12 protein-coding genes are annotated in these 13,539 nt (G+C 63.9%); 4 read left to right on the top strand and 8 right to left on the bottom strand.

All coding sequences use genetic code 11. From position 1 onward, the window contains the following. Nucleotides 1–2: 2 nt before the first annotated feature. From ACODNH_RS06500 to ACODNH_RS06480, 5 genes are all read right to left on the bottom strand, one after another. Nucleotides 3–1,748, bottom strand: a complete 1,746-nt coding sequence (locus tag ACODNH_RS06500) for a type II secretion system F family protein (RefSeq protein WP_434531128.1) — start codon at nucleotides 1,746–1,748, stop codon at nucleotides 3–5. Beyond that, the gene (locus ACODNH_RS06495) at nucleotides 1,745–3,607 is read right to left on the bottom strand and encodes an ATPase, T2SS/T4P/T4SS family (protein WP_434531127.1); all 1,863 of its coding nucleotides are present in this window, start codon (nucleotides 3,605–3,607) and stop codon (nucleotides 1,745–1,747) included. The genes ACODNH_RS06500 and ACODNH_RS06495 overlap by 4 nt, the downstream gene beginning before the upstream one ends. Next, nucleotides 3,600–4,073 carry a DUF7311 family protein gene (locus tag ACODNH_RS06490; protein ID WP_434531126.1) on the bottom strand — a complete coding sequence of 158 codons (474 nt, stop codon included), beginning with the start codon at nucleotides 4,071–4,073 and terminating at the stop codon, nucleotides 3,600–3,602. Before ACODNH_RS06490 ends, ACODNH_RS06495 begins: the two co-directional genes overlap by 8 nt. Further along, the gene (locus ACODNH_RS06485; RefSeq protein WP_306708557.1) at nucleotides 4,070–4,582 is read right to left on the bottom strand and encodes a DUF7310 family coiled-coil domain-containing protein; all 513 of its coding nucleotides are present in this window, start codon (nucleotides 4,580–4,582) and stop codon (nucleotides 4,070–4,072) included. The genes ACODNH_RS06490 and ACODNH_RS06485 overlap by 4 nt, the downstream gene beginning before the upstream one ends. A gap of 90 nt (nucleotides 4,583–4,672) precedes the next feature. Next, nucleotides 4,673–4,840: a hypothetical protein gene (locus tag ACODNH_RS06480; RefSeq protein ID WP_306708556.1), complete on the bottom strand. Its 168-nt coding sequence runs from the start codon at nucleotides 4,838–4,840 to the stop codon at nucleotides 4,673–4,675. Nucleotides 4,841–4,991: 151 nt separating this feature from the next. Between ACODNH_RS06480 and ACODNH_RS06475 the strand changes: the two genes are divergently transcribed. The 3 genes from ACODNH_RS06475 (at nucleotide 4,992) to rad50 (ending at nucleotide 9,408) form a co-directional block, all read left to right on the top strand. Continuing rightward, on the top strand, nucleotides 4,992–5,360 hold the full coding sequence (locus tag ACODNH_RS06475) for a hypothetical protein (protein ID WP_306708554.1): 369 nt from the start codon (nucleotides 4,992–4,994) through the stop codon (nucleotides 5,358–5,360). A gap of 84 nt (nucleotides 5,361–5,444) precedes the next feature. Then, on the top strand, nucleotides 5,445–6,719 hold the full coding sequence (gene mre11, locus ACODNH_RS06470; protein ID WP_306708552.1) for a DNA double-strand break repair protein Mre11: 1,275 nt from the start codon (nucleotides 5,445–5,447) through the stop codon (nucleotides 6,717–6,719). A 13-nt stretch (nucleotides 6,720–6,732) separates the two neighbouring features. Beyond that, nucleotides 6,733–9,408 carry a DNA double-strand break repair ATPase Rad50 gene (rad50, locus tag ACODNH_RS06465; protein ID WP_306708549.1) on the top strand — a complete coding sequence of 892 codons (2,676 nt, stop codon included), beginning with the start codon at nucleotides 6,733–6,735 and terminating at the stop codon, nucleotides 9,406–9,408. Between the two features lie 25 nt (nucleotides 9,409–9,433). Here the strand turns inward: rad50 and ACODNH_RS06460 are convergent, their stop codons facing one another. Genes ACODNH_RS06460 through ACODNH_RS06450 form a run of 3 tightly spaced genes read right to left on the bottom strand, consistent with a single transcriptional unit; the run spans nucleotide 9,434 to nucleotide 10,517 of the window. Next, the gene (locus ACODNH_RS06460; RefSeq protein WP_306708547.1) at nucleotides 9,434–9,856 is read right to left on the bottom strand and encodes a DUF7346 family protein; all 423 of its coding nucleotides are present in this window, start codon (nucleotides 9,854–9,856) and stop codon (nucleotides 9,434–9,436) included. 27 nt (nucleotides 9,857–9,883) lie between these two features. Next, nucleotides 9,884–10,285 carry a DUF7322 domain-containing protein gene (locus ACODNH_RS06455; protein ID WP_306708545.1) on the bottom strand — a complete coding sequence of 134 codons (402 nt, stop codon included), beginning with the start codon at nucleotides 10,283–10,285 and terminating at the stop codon, nucleotides 9,884–9,886. Nucleotides 10,286–10,325: 40 nt separating this feature from the next. Continuing rightward, on the bottom strand, nucleotides 10,326–10,517 hold the full coding sequence (locus ACODNH_RS06450; protein WP_004517169.1) for a DUF7331 family protein: 192 nt from the start codon (nucleotides 10,515–10,517) through the stop codon (nucleotides 10,326–10,328). Between the two features lie 107 nt (nucleotides 10,518–10,624). Between ACODNH_RS06450 and ACODNH_RS06445 the strand changes: the two genes are divergently transcribed. Next, the gene (locus ACODNH_RS06445; protein WP_434531125.1) at nucleotides 10,625–13,327 is read left to right on the top strand and encodes a DNA-directed DNA polymerase; all 2,703 of its coding nucleotides are present in this window, start codon (nucleotides 10,625–10,627) and stop codon (nucleotides 13,325–13,327) included. The last annotated feature ends 212 nt before the right edge of the window (nucleotides 13,328–13,539 follow it).

Genomic DNA, 13,539 nt, shown 5'->3' with positions numbered 1-13,539 from the left:
TCTCAGACCAGCAGCCCGGTGGCGACGATGGCGACGAGGTAAGTGGCTGTAGCCGACAGGAGCGCTAGGCCGGTTCGGTAGCCAACGAGCGCGCGGTCGAGACCTCGGTGCAGGCCCGTCGATAGCGCCGTCAGCAAAACAGCCAGCACAAGCACGTACCAGCCGACGACCGGCCCCAGCAGCGCACCCGGAACGGTAGCGAACTGTTCGCCGCCCCCCATCGACCCAGCCAGCGCAACGGTCGCGCCGCCGATCAGTGGCCCGAACAGTGCGGCGGTGTTCGACAGCGTCTCAGTGATCTGCGAGAGATCACGACGCGTCTCGCGCTCGATGTCGCGGAGTGCGTCCAGATGCTCACCCATCGTCGTCACGGACGCTCCCGCTGGTGGCCCGATTGTTGCGGCTGTATCCAGCAGCGTCGCCACTCGGCGAGCTCGATGGCTCGGAACATCAGCGAGCGCGCCGCCGGGACCCAGAAACGCCCCCCAGACGCTGGTTCCGAGATGCTCCTGTCGGGCGGCGGCGGCTTCGATGACAGCGCTGGTTGGTTCGGGTACCTCGTCGACAGCCTCGACGAGCGCGGCTTCGACCGACTGGCCGCGGTCCAGTCGTCGACCGACAGCCGACAGCGCGTCCGGGAGCCCCGCTTCGATGTCGGTGACACGGTCGCGGACCTCGGCGACCGGTCGGTAGTAGCTGACGAGCGCGCTTCCGACGCCGGCCCCGAGTGCGCCGATAGGAGACGCCCACGCGGCGACGAGCGCGCCGGCAAGGAGCCACCCCCCGATTCCGGCGACGATGCCGACCACAATTGACGGGAGTGCCGACGCCGGCACGTCCGGATGGCTTCGTGGGATTGTCGCCGGCGGGAACGCGACCGGTCGCCGGCCCAGCAACCAGCAACAGGCGACCAGCAGCGCGGCGGGCAACACGACGCCGTAGGTTCCGATCAGCACAGGGGCGGTCACTGGGACACCCGCGGCAGCGGCGGCAGGCAGCAGCGACGCCATCGCCAGCGGCAGGAGAACACCGAACGCGTACAGCCCGGTCGCCGGACCTCGGAGTGAGGCCGCGAAGGCCGCCATCTCGTCGCGTGTCCCATCGAGAATATATCGCCGCGCGCGTTCGAGAACTTCGGGCCGCTCTTCGGCTGGAGCCCCCGTCGCGTTCTCGACCAGCCCAACTGCACGTTCGAGCGCTGGGAACCGGTCGCTCCATGACGCCGCGAACGTTCCCAGACCGCTCCGTTGCGTGCCTGCGGCTCGCTGCCGGTGGTAGTCCAGCCGTTCGGCAAGCAGGCCGTTTCCAGTCCGTCCGGCGAACGCCGCCGCCCGCTCAGCGCTGGGCCACAGCGTCGCACCGAGCACCAGCGTCGTGACGAGCGAGGGCGCGGCCCCCAGCGTTCGGATACGCTTCGCCTCTGCCGCGAAGGGGATGCCGTACCGTCCCAGCGCCGCGGCACCCAGAGACAGGGCGAGGAATCCGAGGCTGATAGTCGTCGCCAGCGATCCGGTCACCGTTACAGCGACGAGCAGGGCGAGCAGAGAGCCATACAGTGCGACGCCGTAACTGGCAGCCAGCACCGTCTCTGGCGGGACCGACAGCGAGAGCAGCCGACACGCCCGCCGGTAGTCCTCTGGCACCTCGACAGTGCCCGGGCAGGCCGCAACGAGCGCGGTTGTGAGCAGTGTAACTGGTGGCGTGTTCGCGTCATCACCGGAGTCGTCTGAACCGCTGGCGTGGCTCACGGCTGGACCTCGTCTGCGGGCGGCTCGTTCGCACGCGTCTCGACAGCCACCGACTCCTCGAATCGTTCGGTTCGTGTCTCGATAGCGTCGAGTACCTCGGCGTAGGACTCGCTTGGCGTGGCGAGTGCCGCCACCAGACGGCTGTTACCCCGCTCCAGACAGCCGGTAGCCGTCACTGTCGACCCGTCGCGCTCGTAGAGTGTCTCAAAAGTGACATCGTCACCGTGAGAAACGATTTCTGCGACAGATGCGATACCGCGGCCGTGTTCCGACGTGGGCGGAGCCATCGTCACCACGAGGTCCGTCGCGGCGAACGACTGGACGGGAACATCGAGGTCCGACACCAGTCGTTCCCGAACGGCTTCGGGGCCGTTGCCGTGAATCGTTCCGAGGACGGCCCCGTCGCCGCCACCGACACGCATCGCCTCGTAGAGAACGCCCGCCTCCTCGCCGCGGACCTCTCCAACGGCGAGCGCGCCGTCGCCGAGTCGGAGCGCGGTCCGCAGGGCCTCTGTTGCGTCGATCGACGGCCCATCTCCTCTGGCGGTTCGAAGCGCCTGCACGTCCCGTCCGTCGGACTGCAGGGACGACGCCGGAAGCTCGGGTGTGTCCTCGATCAGGATGGTCCGGACCTCGTGGGGGATCTCCCAGAGCAACGCCCCAAGTGTCGTCGTCTTGCCCGCGCCGCGAGGGCCGGCGACAAGACAGGCCCCGCCTCGCTCCGCGACGACAGAGAGCAGGGCGGCAACGGCGGCCGGCATCGTCCCGTTCTCGACGAAGTCAGTCAACCGCCACACGTCGCTGTCGTGGGCGCGAAAGGCGAAAGCGAGGCCGTCACTGACCGGTTCGCTCACACCGGCGACGCGAATTTGCCGGTCAGCCACCGTCGCTGTCGCATCGAGCGTCGGATTCGCTCGCGAGAACGCTCGGCCGCTCGACCGTCTGAACGTCGACGCCAGGGTGTTCGCGCCCGACGGCGTCAGGCGAACATTCGTTCGCATGGTTTCACCGTCACAACGCACTCGGAGCCGGGTGTTGCTCACCGGGGCTGTCGCGAACACGTCTGACACCCGCTGATCGGCGAAGATATCTTCAAGAATCCCGAGCCCGCCCGTGTGCTTCTCCAGTACAGCCCCGACAGCGGTTGCCGTCGAGCCATCGTCGGCCACCGCGGTAGCTGCGTCGTACGGGTGACAGCCGCCGTCGACGGCAGCGGTCGCGACTCGCTCGTACGCTTCGACAAGCGTCTCCATCGTGTTCGCGTCGAACCGCTGTTCGCGGGGCTCGATATGATACATCGGTAGTTGGTCGCCGTGCGTGTCGTATCGCCGAACGACGGCCTCTGTCGGGAGCGTTTGCTGGTCCCGGAGCGCCGAATCCGCTGGTGGCGCTGCCCCGACACGGGCATCGCTAATCGTTGGCCCAGTGTATGCAGTGAGCGCCTGCTCACTGGTATCGAAGCCTTCTGTGGCGACCGCCAACCCGGTCTCCGCCGCCAGGTCAGCGACCGGCCCCGCTCTCCCGACTGCCTCCGCGGCGGCAGCGACAGGGTCGCGGCGGGCACGGTCTCCAAGGCGGTCGTCAAGCGAGGCGACTCTGGTCGCGAACCGGCCAGCCGCGGTGAGCACCGCTGCCGCTCGATTGCTGTACACTCGCTCCTGTCCTGCTTGCTCCGTGATGACAGTATCGACACTGGCCGAGGAGAGCGAATCGATGACTGTCGCCCGGCAGTCAGCCGACGCGGCGAGGTCGCCGCCGCCCGGACACTCGCCCGCTGTCACCACCAGTCGACCGCCCTCAATGGCCGTTTCACAGCGACACTCAGGCGCTGTCGATGATCCAAAGAGCCACTCACGCATGGCTACGCCTCGCCGCGGCTTCGGACTTAAACCGATGGAACCGCAGTATCCGCTGATCATCCGACCGCGCCAGCACGAACACGAGCCGATGTGTACCGGGTTCTTCGAGTCGGTCGGTCCCCGCTGTCGGTCGGATCGGGATGCCCACCAGCCGCTCGGTCTGCTTCCGGGACTCGACTGTCCAAGTCGCGACGCTGACACCGGCCCGCTCGGCGAACTGCAGGTGACTGACGCCGGCGTTCGTGTAGGTCCGCTGGGGGAGTCGTATCTCCACTGCGCGCCGCGCGTCGCCGTTCACCGTCGCGTCGTCAGTCTCGACTAAAGTGGTCAATTCGGCCCCCAGTTCGTTCAGTTGACGCTCCATCGTGCCGCTGGTTGCATCCGCTCGGGCCGTCGACAGTGCCGGCGCTGTTGCACCGACAAGTGCGGTCATGACCGCGACAGCGAGGACCAGCCGGTATATCACAGCAGCGCGCGGATGCGCCCGACGATCCCCGCATCAGGAGTCTCGTCGTCGGGATCACCGCCGTCGGTGATGGCGGAGAAATCGGTTGGTTCCTCGGTCGTGGCGTTCGTTTCTGTGTGGTCGCCCCTATCTGACAAGCCTGGATGGCCCTGTGCCGTCTCCGCCCGTAACTGGTCGGTCCCCGCCGCTTGTGGGCCAGATGCTGACGGCGACGACAGCTCCTCGTCGAGCCGATCCTCTAGTCTGTCAGTTGCCGCCAGTGCCGCGTCGGCGCGCTGTTCGATGTCTTCGTTGACCGTGCGGATGTTCCCCACGTAGCCGCGGAGGGCCTGCGTGGCCGCTTCGATCTCGGCCGTCCGCTCGTCGATGTCGTCGATACGCTGCTCGACGGTGTCCATGCGGTTCTCCAGTTCTGCGAGGTTCGTTACTTCCGGGAACTCCGTCGTTCCATCCGTGACCGCGCGTTCGACCGTACGGAGCCGTTCGGCCAGTGTTTCGATATCTGTCATGCCCGGCGCTGGTCCCGTGCTAGTATTTGAACGCTCGGACGGCGTACTACGGGAAACGCGTCGGCCACTGCCAGACGGTGCTTCCCCGCCTCACCCGCTCATGCCGAGGATGAACAGCGCGAGGACGAGGGAGATGAGCAGGGTTACCAGAATAAGCAACGCGACGACTGTGACTGACGAGAGTGCTTCCTCGTCGGAGCGGAATTTGCGTAGCGGCATGGTGGTGAAATCCGATAGTGGCTTTTCATCGAGTGGCACCGGTGCTGGGCCGTTAGTTCTAGCAAAAGCATCACCTCACTAAACTGTGAGCTTTTTCAACCAGTTCGAACTGAGTAGTTGTCTTGAACGCGCCAGTACCTGACCCGGAGTCGGCAAACGTTTATATCGGATACCGAGACCACGCCGTTCTATGGCCGATAGCGACCAGGTGAAAGCGGCACTCGCAGCACTCGCTGACGAGGAGGGTGACAACAGCGACGACGGGGACGGGGCTACCCGAGTAGCCGACCGGGAGGGCGGTAGTAGCGCAGGCCGGATGGGGACCCATGAGACGGGCGGCGACGCTGACTACCGGACGGTCATCGAACGAGCGACTCGGGCAACTGACGACTTAGACGACGCAGTCGCCTTCGTCGAGACGTTCGGCGTCGGGCGACTTGGAGCGGCCGTCGCGCAGGCCGAACACGAGGTGAGCGGGCTGGCAGACGAGGGGCGGGCGGCTTTGCGAGCGTTCCGGCGGTACCGGGACGCCGCAGCGGGACCCAGCGATGGGTCGTAGCAACCGCGTCGACTGTATTGCCGTCAACCACTTTCACTCCGGTCACGATACCTCTTTAGGTGGCGCTGGCTTACCGGTGGGCAAATGACACGGGTGATACACACCGGCGATACCCACGTCGGGTATCAGCAGTACAACGTCCCTGACCGACGGGACGACTTCCTTGATGCGTTCCGGCAGGTGGTCCGAGACGCCATCGCGGACGACGCTGACGCCGTTGTCCACGCCGGTGACCTGTTCCACGACCGCCGCCCAGCCCTGACCGACATCATGGGTACGCTGACCGTTCTCGAAGAACTCTCTGAAGCCGATATTCCGCTCCTTGCCGTCGTGGGCAACCACGAGGCCAAACGCGACGCCCAGTGGCTCGACCTGTACGAGTCGCTCGGCCTGGCGACGCGGCTGAGCGACGAGCCGACCGTCATCGGCGAGACTGCCTTCTACGGCCTCGATTTCGTCCCGCGCTCGCAGCGCGACGACCTCGACTACAACTTCGCCCCACACGACGCGGACAGCGCCGCGCTGGTCACCCACGGCCTGTTCCAGCCCTTCGACTACGGTGACTGGGACGCCGAAGAAATTCTGACCGAGTCGTCGGTCGAGTTCGACGCGATGCTGCTCGGCGACAACCACGACCCCGGTAAACAGCAGGTCGAAGACGCCTGGGTCACCTACTGTGGGTCGACCGAGCGCGCGAGTGCGAGCGAACGTGAGGACCGCGGCTACAACATCGTCACCTTCGACGACGAGGTCCGAATCACCCGCCGCGGCCTCGACACCCGCGAGTTCGTCTTTGTCGACGTGGAACTCGGCCCTGAGGAAGGGGTCGAGCGTGTTCGGAGCCGCGTCGGCCAGCACGATCTGGAAGACGCCGTGGTCATCGTCTCCATCAGCGGCGACGGCGACCCGGTGACCCCGGCCAGCGTCGAATCGTTCGCGCTCGACCGGGGGGCGCTCGTGGCACGCGTCACTGACCACCGTGAAATAACGGCCGAGGAGCGCGAAACGGATATCAGCTTCGCCGACCCCGACGACGCCGTCACCGAGCGCATCCGCGACCTCGGATTGAGCGAGGCCGCCCACGATATCGACGAGACCATCCGCGCCTCGAAGGTCGCCGACGCGAACGTAAAAAACGAGGTCGAACGGTACGTGCGTGAACTGCTGTCCGAGGATTCGGACGCCCTCGCAGCCGACACAGAAACGGCTGCGAGTGATGGCGCGTCCGACACGGAAGCGAACGCAAACACAGCTGAGGACGACGCCGAGAACGGAGCAGCGGTGAACGAGGCCGACGACAAGGCACCGGTGGACGGGGCCGATGACGACGGCCAGGCGAGCGTCGAGGAGTTCCTGTAATGGAGGGTCGACAATGAAATTCCAGCGTGTCAAGCTATCCAATTTCAAGTGCTACGACGATGCCGATCTGCGTCTGGATAACGGCGTGACCGTCATCCACGGACTCAACGGGAGCGGGAAGTCGTCCCTGCTTGAGGCCTGTTTCTTCGCGCTGTACGGCTCGAAGGCGCTGGATGAGAACCTTGGCGACGTGGTTACCATCGGGGCCGACGACTGTACCGTCGAACTGTGGTTCTCCCACGCCGGCGGCGACTATCACCTCACGCGCCGGGTCCGCGCGACCGGCGCGCAACCGACGACAGCGAAGTGTGTACTGGAGACACCTGAAGGGAACTACGAAGGAGCGCGCGACGTGCGCCGACGCATCACTGAACTCCTGCGGATGGACAGCGAGGCGTTCGTCAACTGCGCCTACGTCCGGCAGGGCGAGGTGAACAAGCTCATTAACGCCTCCCCCAGCGACCGCCAGGACATGCTCGATGACCTCCTGCAACTGGGAAAGCTGGAGGAGTACCGCGAGCGTGCTAGCGACGCCCGCGTCGGCGTCGGTCGCGTGCGTGACGACAAACAGGGAGCACTCTCACAACTCGACGATCAGATTCAGGAGAAAGAAGAGAAAGACCTTCACGAGCGCCTGAACGGCCTCGAAACGAAGGAATCGGAGCTGCAGGACGAAATCGAGCATATCGAGGATCAGAAGGCCACTGCCGAGGAGACGCTCACGCAGGCCGAGTCCGTCCTCGAAGAGTACGAGGAGAAACGCGAGGAACTGTCGGCGCTGGAAGACGACATCGAGGAACTGGAGACGACCATCACCGAGACGGAGACGGAACGAACCGGGCTCAAAGAGCAGATCAGCGACCTGCAGGACCGTCGGGAGACATTGCAGGCGAACCTCTCGGAAACGGTGGCCGAAACCGACCTCGACAGTTCGGAGACGGACCCCGAAACTGTCGATGCGCGACTCGACGAACTACAGTCCCGCGACGATGAACTGCAGAGCCGAATCGAGGACCAGCGCGTCGACGCGAAAGAACACAGCAGCACTGCCGACGCGCTGGCCGAGAGCGCTGCTGACCTCGAATCCCGAGCCGAGGACAAGCGCGAGGAAGCCGGCGAACTGGAAACAGATATCGAAGCAGCGCGAGAGACCATCGCCCAGCGGCGGGAGCAGATCAGCGACATCGACGACCAGATCGCCGAGCTTGAAGCCAGGTTCGAGGACGCGCCGACTGACCGCGAAGAGGCACAGTCGTACAAAGAATCAGTCGCCAGTGACCTCGAAGACGCCAGACAGCGGGTGACCGAACTGGAGACGAAACTGGAGAGCAAGCGCGAGGCGCTGACCGAGGCGGAGGCGCTGCTGGAGGCCGGCAAGTGCCCCGAGTGCGGACAGGACGTGGCCGAGTCGCCACACGTCGACTCCATCGAGGACGACCGCGAACAGATCGCTGAGCTGGAGGGAATGCTCGCGGATGCCCGCGAGGAGGTGTCGGACCTGCAGTCAGAACACGAGGCGGCGACGGCACTGGTCGAGACCGCGGACGAACTGGTGACGCTTGAGAACAACCGCTCGAACATCGTGCAACTGGTCGAGGAGAAAGAAGACGGGCTAGACGCGGATCAGGAGCGCATCGAGACGCTCCGCGAGGAAGCGGCGGACCACGAGTCCGAGGCCGAGACGAAGCGCGAGAAGGCCACCGAAGCCCGCGAGCAGGCCGAGGACTGTCGCTCGATCGTCGCCGAATGCAATCAAGAGCGCCAGCAGGTCAAACAGTCGATTGAGCGCTTAGAGCGGGTCGAAAACCTGCTTGCGAAGATCGGCGACTGCACTGATGACATCGAACGCTTGCGCGAGAAGCGCAGTCAGCAGGCCGAACTGAACGACCAGCGCCGCGACCAGCTCGCAGAGAAGCGCGAGCGCAAGCAAGAGCTGGCTGAGTCGTTCGACGAGGAACGCATCGAAGAGGCTCGAAGCGAGAAGCAGCGGGCGAAAAAGTACATCGACCAGGCAGCGGAGGCACTGGCAGAGAAACGCGAGAAACGCGACGAACTCCAGAACGCTATCGGTGGCGTCACGAACGAAATCGAGGAACTAGAGTCCCTGCGGGACCGGCGTAAAGACCTCGAAGCGACCCTGGAGGAACTCGAAACGCTATACGAGGAGACCGAGGAGCTACAGGAGATGTACGGCACACTTCGGGCGGAACTGCGCCAGCGCAACGTCGAGACGCTCGAACGGATGCTGAATCAGACGTTCGATCTGGTGTATCAGAACGACTCCTATTCCCACATCGAACTTGACGGGCAGTACCAGCTGACGGTGTACCAGAAGGACGGCGAGCCGCTGGAGCCCGAACAGCTCTCCGGCGGCGAGCGGGCGCTGTTCAACCTCAGCCTTCGGTGTGCGATCTATCGGTTGCTCGCCGAAGGCATCGAGGGAGCCGCGCCGATGCCCCCACTCATCCTCGACGAGCCGACGGTGTTCCTCGACTCGGGGCACGTCACGCAACTGCTCGACCTCGTCGAGTACATGCGCGATGAGGTCGGCGTCGAGCAGATTCTCGTGGTCAGCCATGACGAGGAACTCGTCGGTGCGGCAGACGACCTCGTCCGCGTCGAGAAAGACGCCACGACCAACCGCTCGCGGGTCGAGCGGGTCGAAGCAACGGTCGCGGAACTAGCCTGACCACAGCCACGACGCTGAACTGGTCTCAGTCGAGGAGATGTGCCAGCCCATCGCTGGCTGTTTCAGTCGTGTCGTAGCCTCGCTGGCCGTGGACTGTGGCTTCAACGAGTAGGCCAGCGGCACGGAACTCGGCCAGCAAGCCGTGCAGGTCGCTCTCACAGAGGTCGTAGGCCGAAACCAGTTCCGCCACGGAGAGTGGCCCACGCTCATCGAGTTCGACAAGCAGGCCAAGTGCCCGGTCGTCGTGGGCCGCTGTGAGGACGCGACGAGCGGCGTCGGGAACCGCTTCGGCGGCTGTAGCCAGCGGTGATTCGCCATCCACGGGTTCGAGAGTCGCGTTCGGGAGGTGTTGCTGTTCGCCGGTTTCGGGGTTCCGGACCAGACTTGACTCGGTGGACTCCTTCAGCAATAAGTAGCGCGTGCCGTCGTCGTCCCGCACAGTACGCATATGGCTGTTCGTAGCTGATCGGGCCGGTTAGCCGTTGTGGTCGCTTGACTCCGTGCCGTCGGGCTGGGTATTCGTTGTCTCGGTTGGTTCGTCCTCGTCGTCCGATTTACGCTCCCGCTCGAACTGGACGTACCGGAACGTTCCGTAGCCGAAGGCGATGACGCCGACGAGAAAGATCCGGATTCCGAGGTCGACCTGCCCCTCGAAGTAGGCCAGCATTGGGCCGAGCGAGAGCGCCAGCAGCGCGACGTTGAAGACGATGACGAGTTTGACGAACAGTCCCGTGGCGTCGCCGTCGTAATCGCCGCCCGACGGCGATGGCACGTCCGGCCCGAGGCTCTCCGGGTCGAACTCTTCGGGCTCATACTCGCTCTTTTCGGAGAGGACACCGCCGCTCTCGTTCGGGTCGTCCTCGCCGGGGATATCCATCACACTAGCTACGACGTGTGGACGCTAAAAGTACTTCCTGTCAGGCGATCTCCTGTAAGGTAAGCGCCGTATCAGTCTGTAGCCACGCCAGAGGGTTCTCTGCATCGTAAAACACTGTCCCCTCCTCGGTCTCGTAGGTCTCGGTCGTCTGGATGGCGTCCGGGAGCGCCGGCTCCGACCGCAGTTCTTCGGACCTATCCGCCTCGCCGTGGGGGGATGCGTGGTGCGACATTGGCCGTCAAACTTGGGTATGTTACTCGATGGCATATACTTTCTGCCTGTGGCAATACCCCGTCGACCGTCGGTGTTTTTATGCGGCATCTCGAAGCATGGCCAAGAATGAGTGACGGGACCCAGGGCACGCTGGGGGACTTCGAGCAAGACGCGGAGGAGGATCGCCCGGTCGCCGACGAAGCGGCGGCCATCGCGGGCAACGGTGGGAGCGACACCGGCGGAACGAGCGTCGTCGATCTTGACGAGCGCCAGTTCCCACCGGTTGAGGAGACCGTCGAGTTCGTCGTCACGCAGGTCGACTACACTATCGAGGGGCAGGGCGACGACGAGTTCCCGGTCGTCCACGTTTTCGGGCGCACCGACGACAACGAGCCGGTCCACGCGCGTGTCTTCAATTTCCAACCCTACTTCTACGCGCCGACCGACAGCGTCACCGAGCACGAACTCCGGCAGTACGACAGCATCGCCGGCTGGGAAGAAGCCGACGCTGGCGAACCCTACGAATCGATTCGGGGCGAGCGCCTGACGAAGATATTCGGCCAGACACCACGCGACGTGGGACAGATCCGTGACGACTTCGACCACTACGAGGCGGACATTCTCTTTCCCAACCGCCTGCTCATCGACAAGGACATCACGAGTGGCGTTCGTGTCCCCGCCCGCGAACTCGACGATGACAGCCTGAAAGTCCACCACGAGGAGATTCAGCCGGTCGAGGCCCACGCCGACCCGCGGGTCAACACCTTCGACATCGAGGTCGACGACAGACAGGGGTTCCCCGAGGACGGCGAGGAACCGATCATCTGTCTCACCTCGCATGATTCCTACCGCGACGAGTACATCGTCTGGCTGTACGAGTCCCCCGACGGCGTCAACGGTCCCGAGGCGCTGGCCGGCTACGACCCGATCCGGGAGGACTTCGAGGCCGACGTGCGCGTCTTCGACGAGGAGGAGGCCATGCTGGAAGCCTTCGTCGACTACATCGTTGACACCAACCCGGATGTGCTGACAGGCTGGAACTTCGACGACTTCGACGCACCGTACTTTCTCGACCGACTGGAGGAACTCCAGAGCTACAACCACGACTTCGACCTCCAGATAGACCGCCTCTCGCGGGTCGACGAGGTCTGGCGCTCAGGCTGGGGCGGCCCCGATATCAAAGGCCGTGTCGTCTTCGATCTCCTCTATGCCTACAAGCGAACGCAGTTCACCGAACTCGAATCCTACCGGCTTGACGCCGTCGGCGAACAAGAACTCGGCGTCGGCAAGGAGCGTTACACCGGCGACATCGGCGACCTCTGGGAACAGGACCCCGAGCAGTTGCTGGAGTACAACCTCCGGGACGTGGAGCTCTGTGTCGAACTCGACCGCGAACAGGATATCATCGACTTCTGGGACGAGGTCCGTACCTTCGTCGGGTGTAAGCTCGAGGACGCCACCACCCCCGGCGACGCTGTCGACATGTACGTCCTCCACAAGCTCCACGGCGAGTTCGCACTGCCCTCGAAGGGCCAACAGGAGAGCGAGGACTACGAGGGTGGCGCAGTGTTCGACCCCATCACGGGCGTCCGCGAGAACGTTACCGTGCTGGACCTGAAGTCGCTGTACCCGATGTGCATGGTGACGACCAACGCCAGTCCGGAGACGAAAGTTGATCCGGAGATCTACGACGGCGACACCTACCGCGCACCTAATGGCACCCACTTCCGAAAGGAACCGGACGGCGTCATCCGGGAGATGGTCGACGAACTCCTCTCAGAACGCGAGGAGAAGAAAGAACAGCGAAACAGTTTCGACCCAGACAATCCGGAGTACGAGCGCTTCGACCGCCAGCAAGCAGCGGTGAAGGTGATAATGAACAGCCTGTACGGCGTTCTGGGGTGGGACCGCTTCCGCCTATACGACAAGGAAATGGGCGCGGCGGTCACCGCCACCGGTCGGGAGGTCATCGACTACACCGACGAAGTCGTCGCCGACGAGGGGTACGAGGTCGTTTACGGCGACACTGACTCCGTCATGCTCCAGCTCGGGGATATCGGCCCGGAGGATGTCGATGGGGACGCGACGGTCACCGACGAGATGCGCGAGAAACACCCGGAGATGGGTGACGACGAACTCGAACTCGTCGCCGCGACCATCCAGAAGGGATTCGAACTGGAGGAGACGATCAATGACTCCTACGACGAATTCGCGATGGAGCGGCTCAACGCGAGTGAGCACCGGTTCCAGATAGAGTTCGAAAAGCTCTACCGGCGGTTCTTCCAGGCGGGCAAGAAGAAGCGCTACGCGGGCAACATCGTCTGGAAAGAAGGCAAACACGTCGACGACATCGATATCACCGGGTTCGAATACCAGCGGTCCGATATCGCGCCGATCACGAAACGGGTCCAGAAGGAAGTCATCGACCGCATCGTCCGCGGCGAGGACGCCGAGTCGATCAAGCAGTACGTCAGCGACGTCATCGAGGACTATCAGGACGGCAATGTCAACTACGACGATGTAGGTATCCCCGGCGGTATCGGGAAGAAACTCGATAACTACGACACCGACACCGCGCAGGTGCGGGGCGCGAAGTACGCCAACCTCCTACCTAGGGACGAACTTCCAGAGCGGGTCCAAACCGAAGCGGCTGTATCTCGACCGGGTCCACTCGGACTTCTTCCAGCGTATCGAGGAAGAGGAAGGTCTGGACCCCCAGCGGGACCCGCTGTACGGCGAGTTCCGGCGAGACCCCGACGTGATCTGTTTCGAGTACGCAGACCAGATTCCCGAAGAGTTCGAAATCGACTGGGACAAGATGCTCGATAAGACCCTGAAAGGGCCGATTGCCCGCATTCTGGAGGCGATGGACATCTCCTGGGAGGAGGTCAAATCCGGGCAGGAACAGACAGGACTCGGGAGTTTCATGTAACCAACAGCAGGCGGGCGCTTACTGCTGTAAGAAATATTGTTTCTATATACTGAATTTGAGTTCACGGCAATGCGAAAGCTTCATGGGTGAAACGTACCTTCTTTCGGTT

Source organism: Haloarcula sp. NS06 (genome assembly GCF_051122755.1).
GTDB lineage: Archaea > Halobacteriota > Halobacteria > Halobacteriales > Haloarculaceae > Haloarcula.
The sequence above is the reverse complement of the archived record's forward strand: the minus strand, read 5'-3'. Positions and strand labels throughout refer to the sequence as shown.

Bases quoted from the DNA above. Each gene is read 5' to 3' on its own strand.
- ACODNH_RS06495 (WP_434531127.1), bottom strand. From the start codon at position 3,607: ATGCGTGAGTGGCTCTTTGGATCATCGACAGCGCCTGAGTGTCGCTGT.
- ACODNH_RS06485 (WP_306708557.1), bottom strand. From the start codon at position 4,582: ATGACAGATATCGAAACACTGGCCGAACGGCTCCGTACGGTCGAACGC.
- ACODNH_RS06475 (WP_306708554.1), top strand. From the start codon at position 4,992: ATGGCCGATAGCGACCAGGTGAAAGCGGCACTCGCAGCACTCGCTGAC.
- mre11 (WP_306708552.1), top strand. From the start codon at position 5,445: ATGACACGGGTGATACACACCGGCGATACCCACGTCGGGTATCAGCAG.
- rad50 (WP_306708549.1), top strand. From the start codon at position 6,733: ATGAAATTCCAGCGTGTCAAGCTATCCAATTTCAAGTGCTACGACGAT.
- ACODNH_RS06460 (WP_306708547.1), bottom strand. From the start codon at position 9,856: ATGCGTACTGTGCGGGACGACGACGGCACGCGCTACTTATTGCTGAAG.
- ACODNH_RS06455 (WP_306708545.1), bottom strand. From the start codon at position 10,285: ATGGATATCCCCGGCGAGGACGACCCGAACGAGAGCGGCGGTGTCCTC.
- ACODNH_RS06450 (WP_004517169.1), bottom strand. From the start codon at position 10,517: ATGTCGCACCACGCATCCCCCCACGGCGAGGCGGATAGGTCCGAAGAA.
- ACODNH_RS06445 (WP_434531125.1), top strand. From the start codon at position 10,625: ATGAGTGACGGGACCCAGGGCACGCTGGGGGACTTCGAGCAAGACGCG.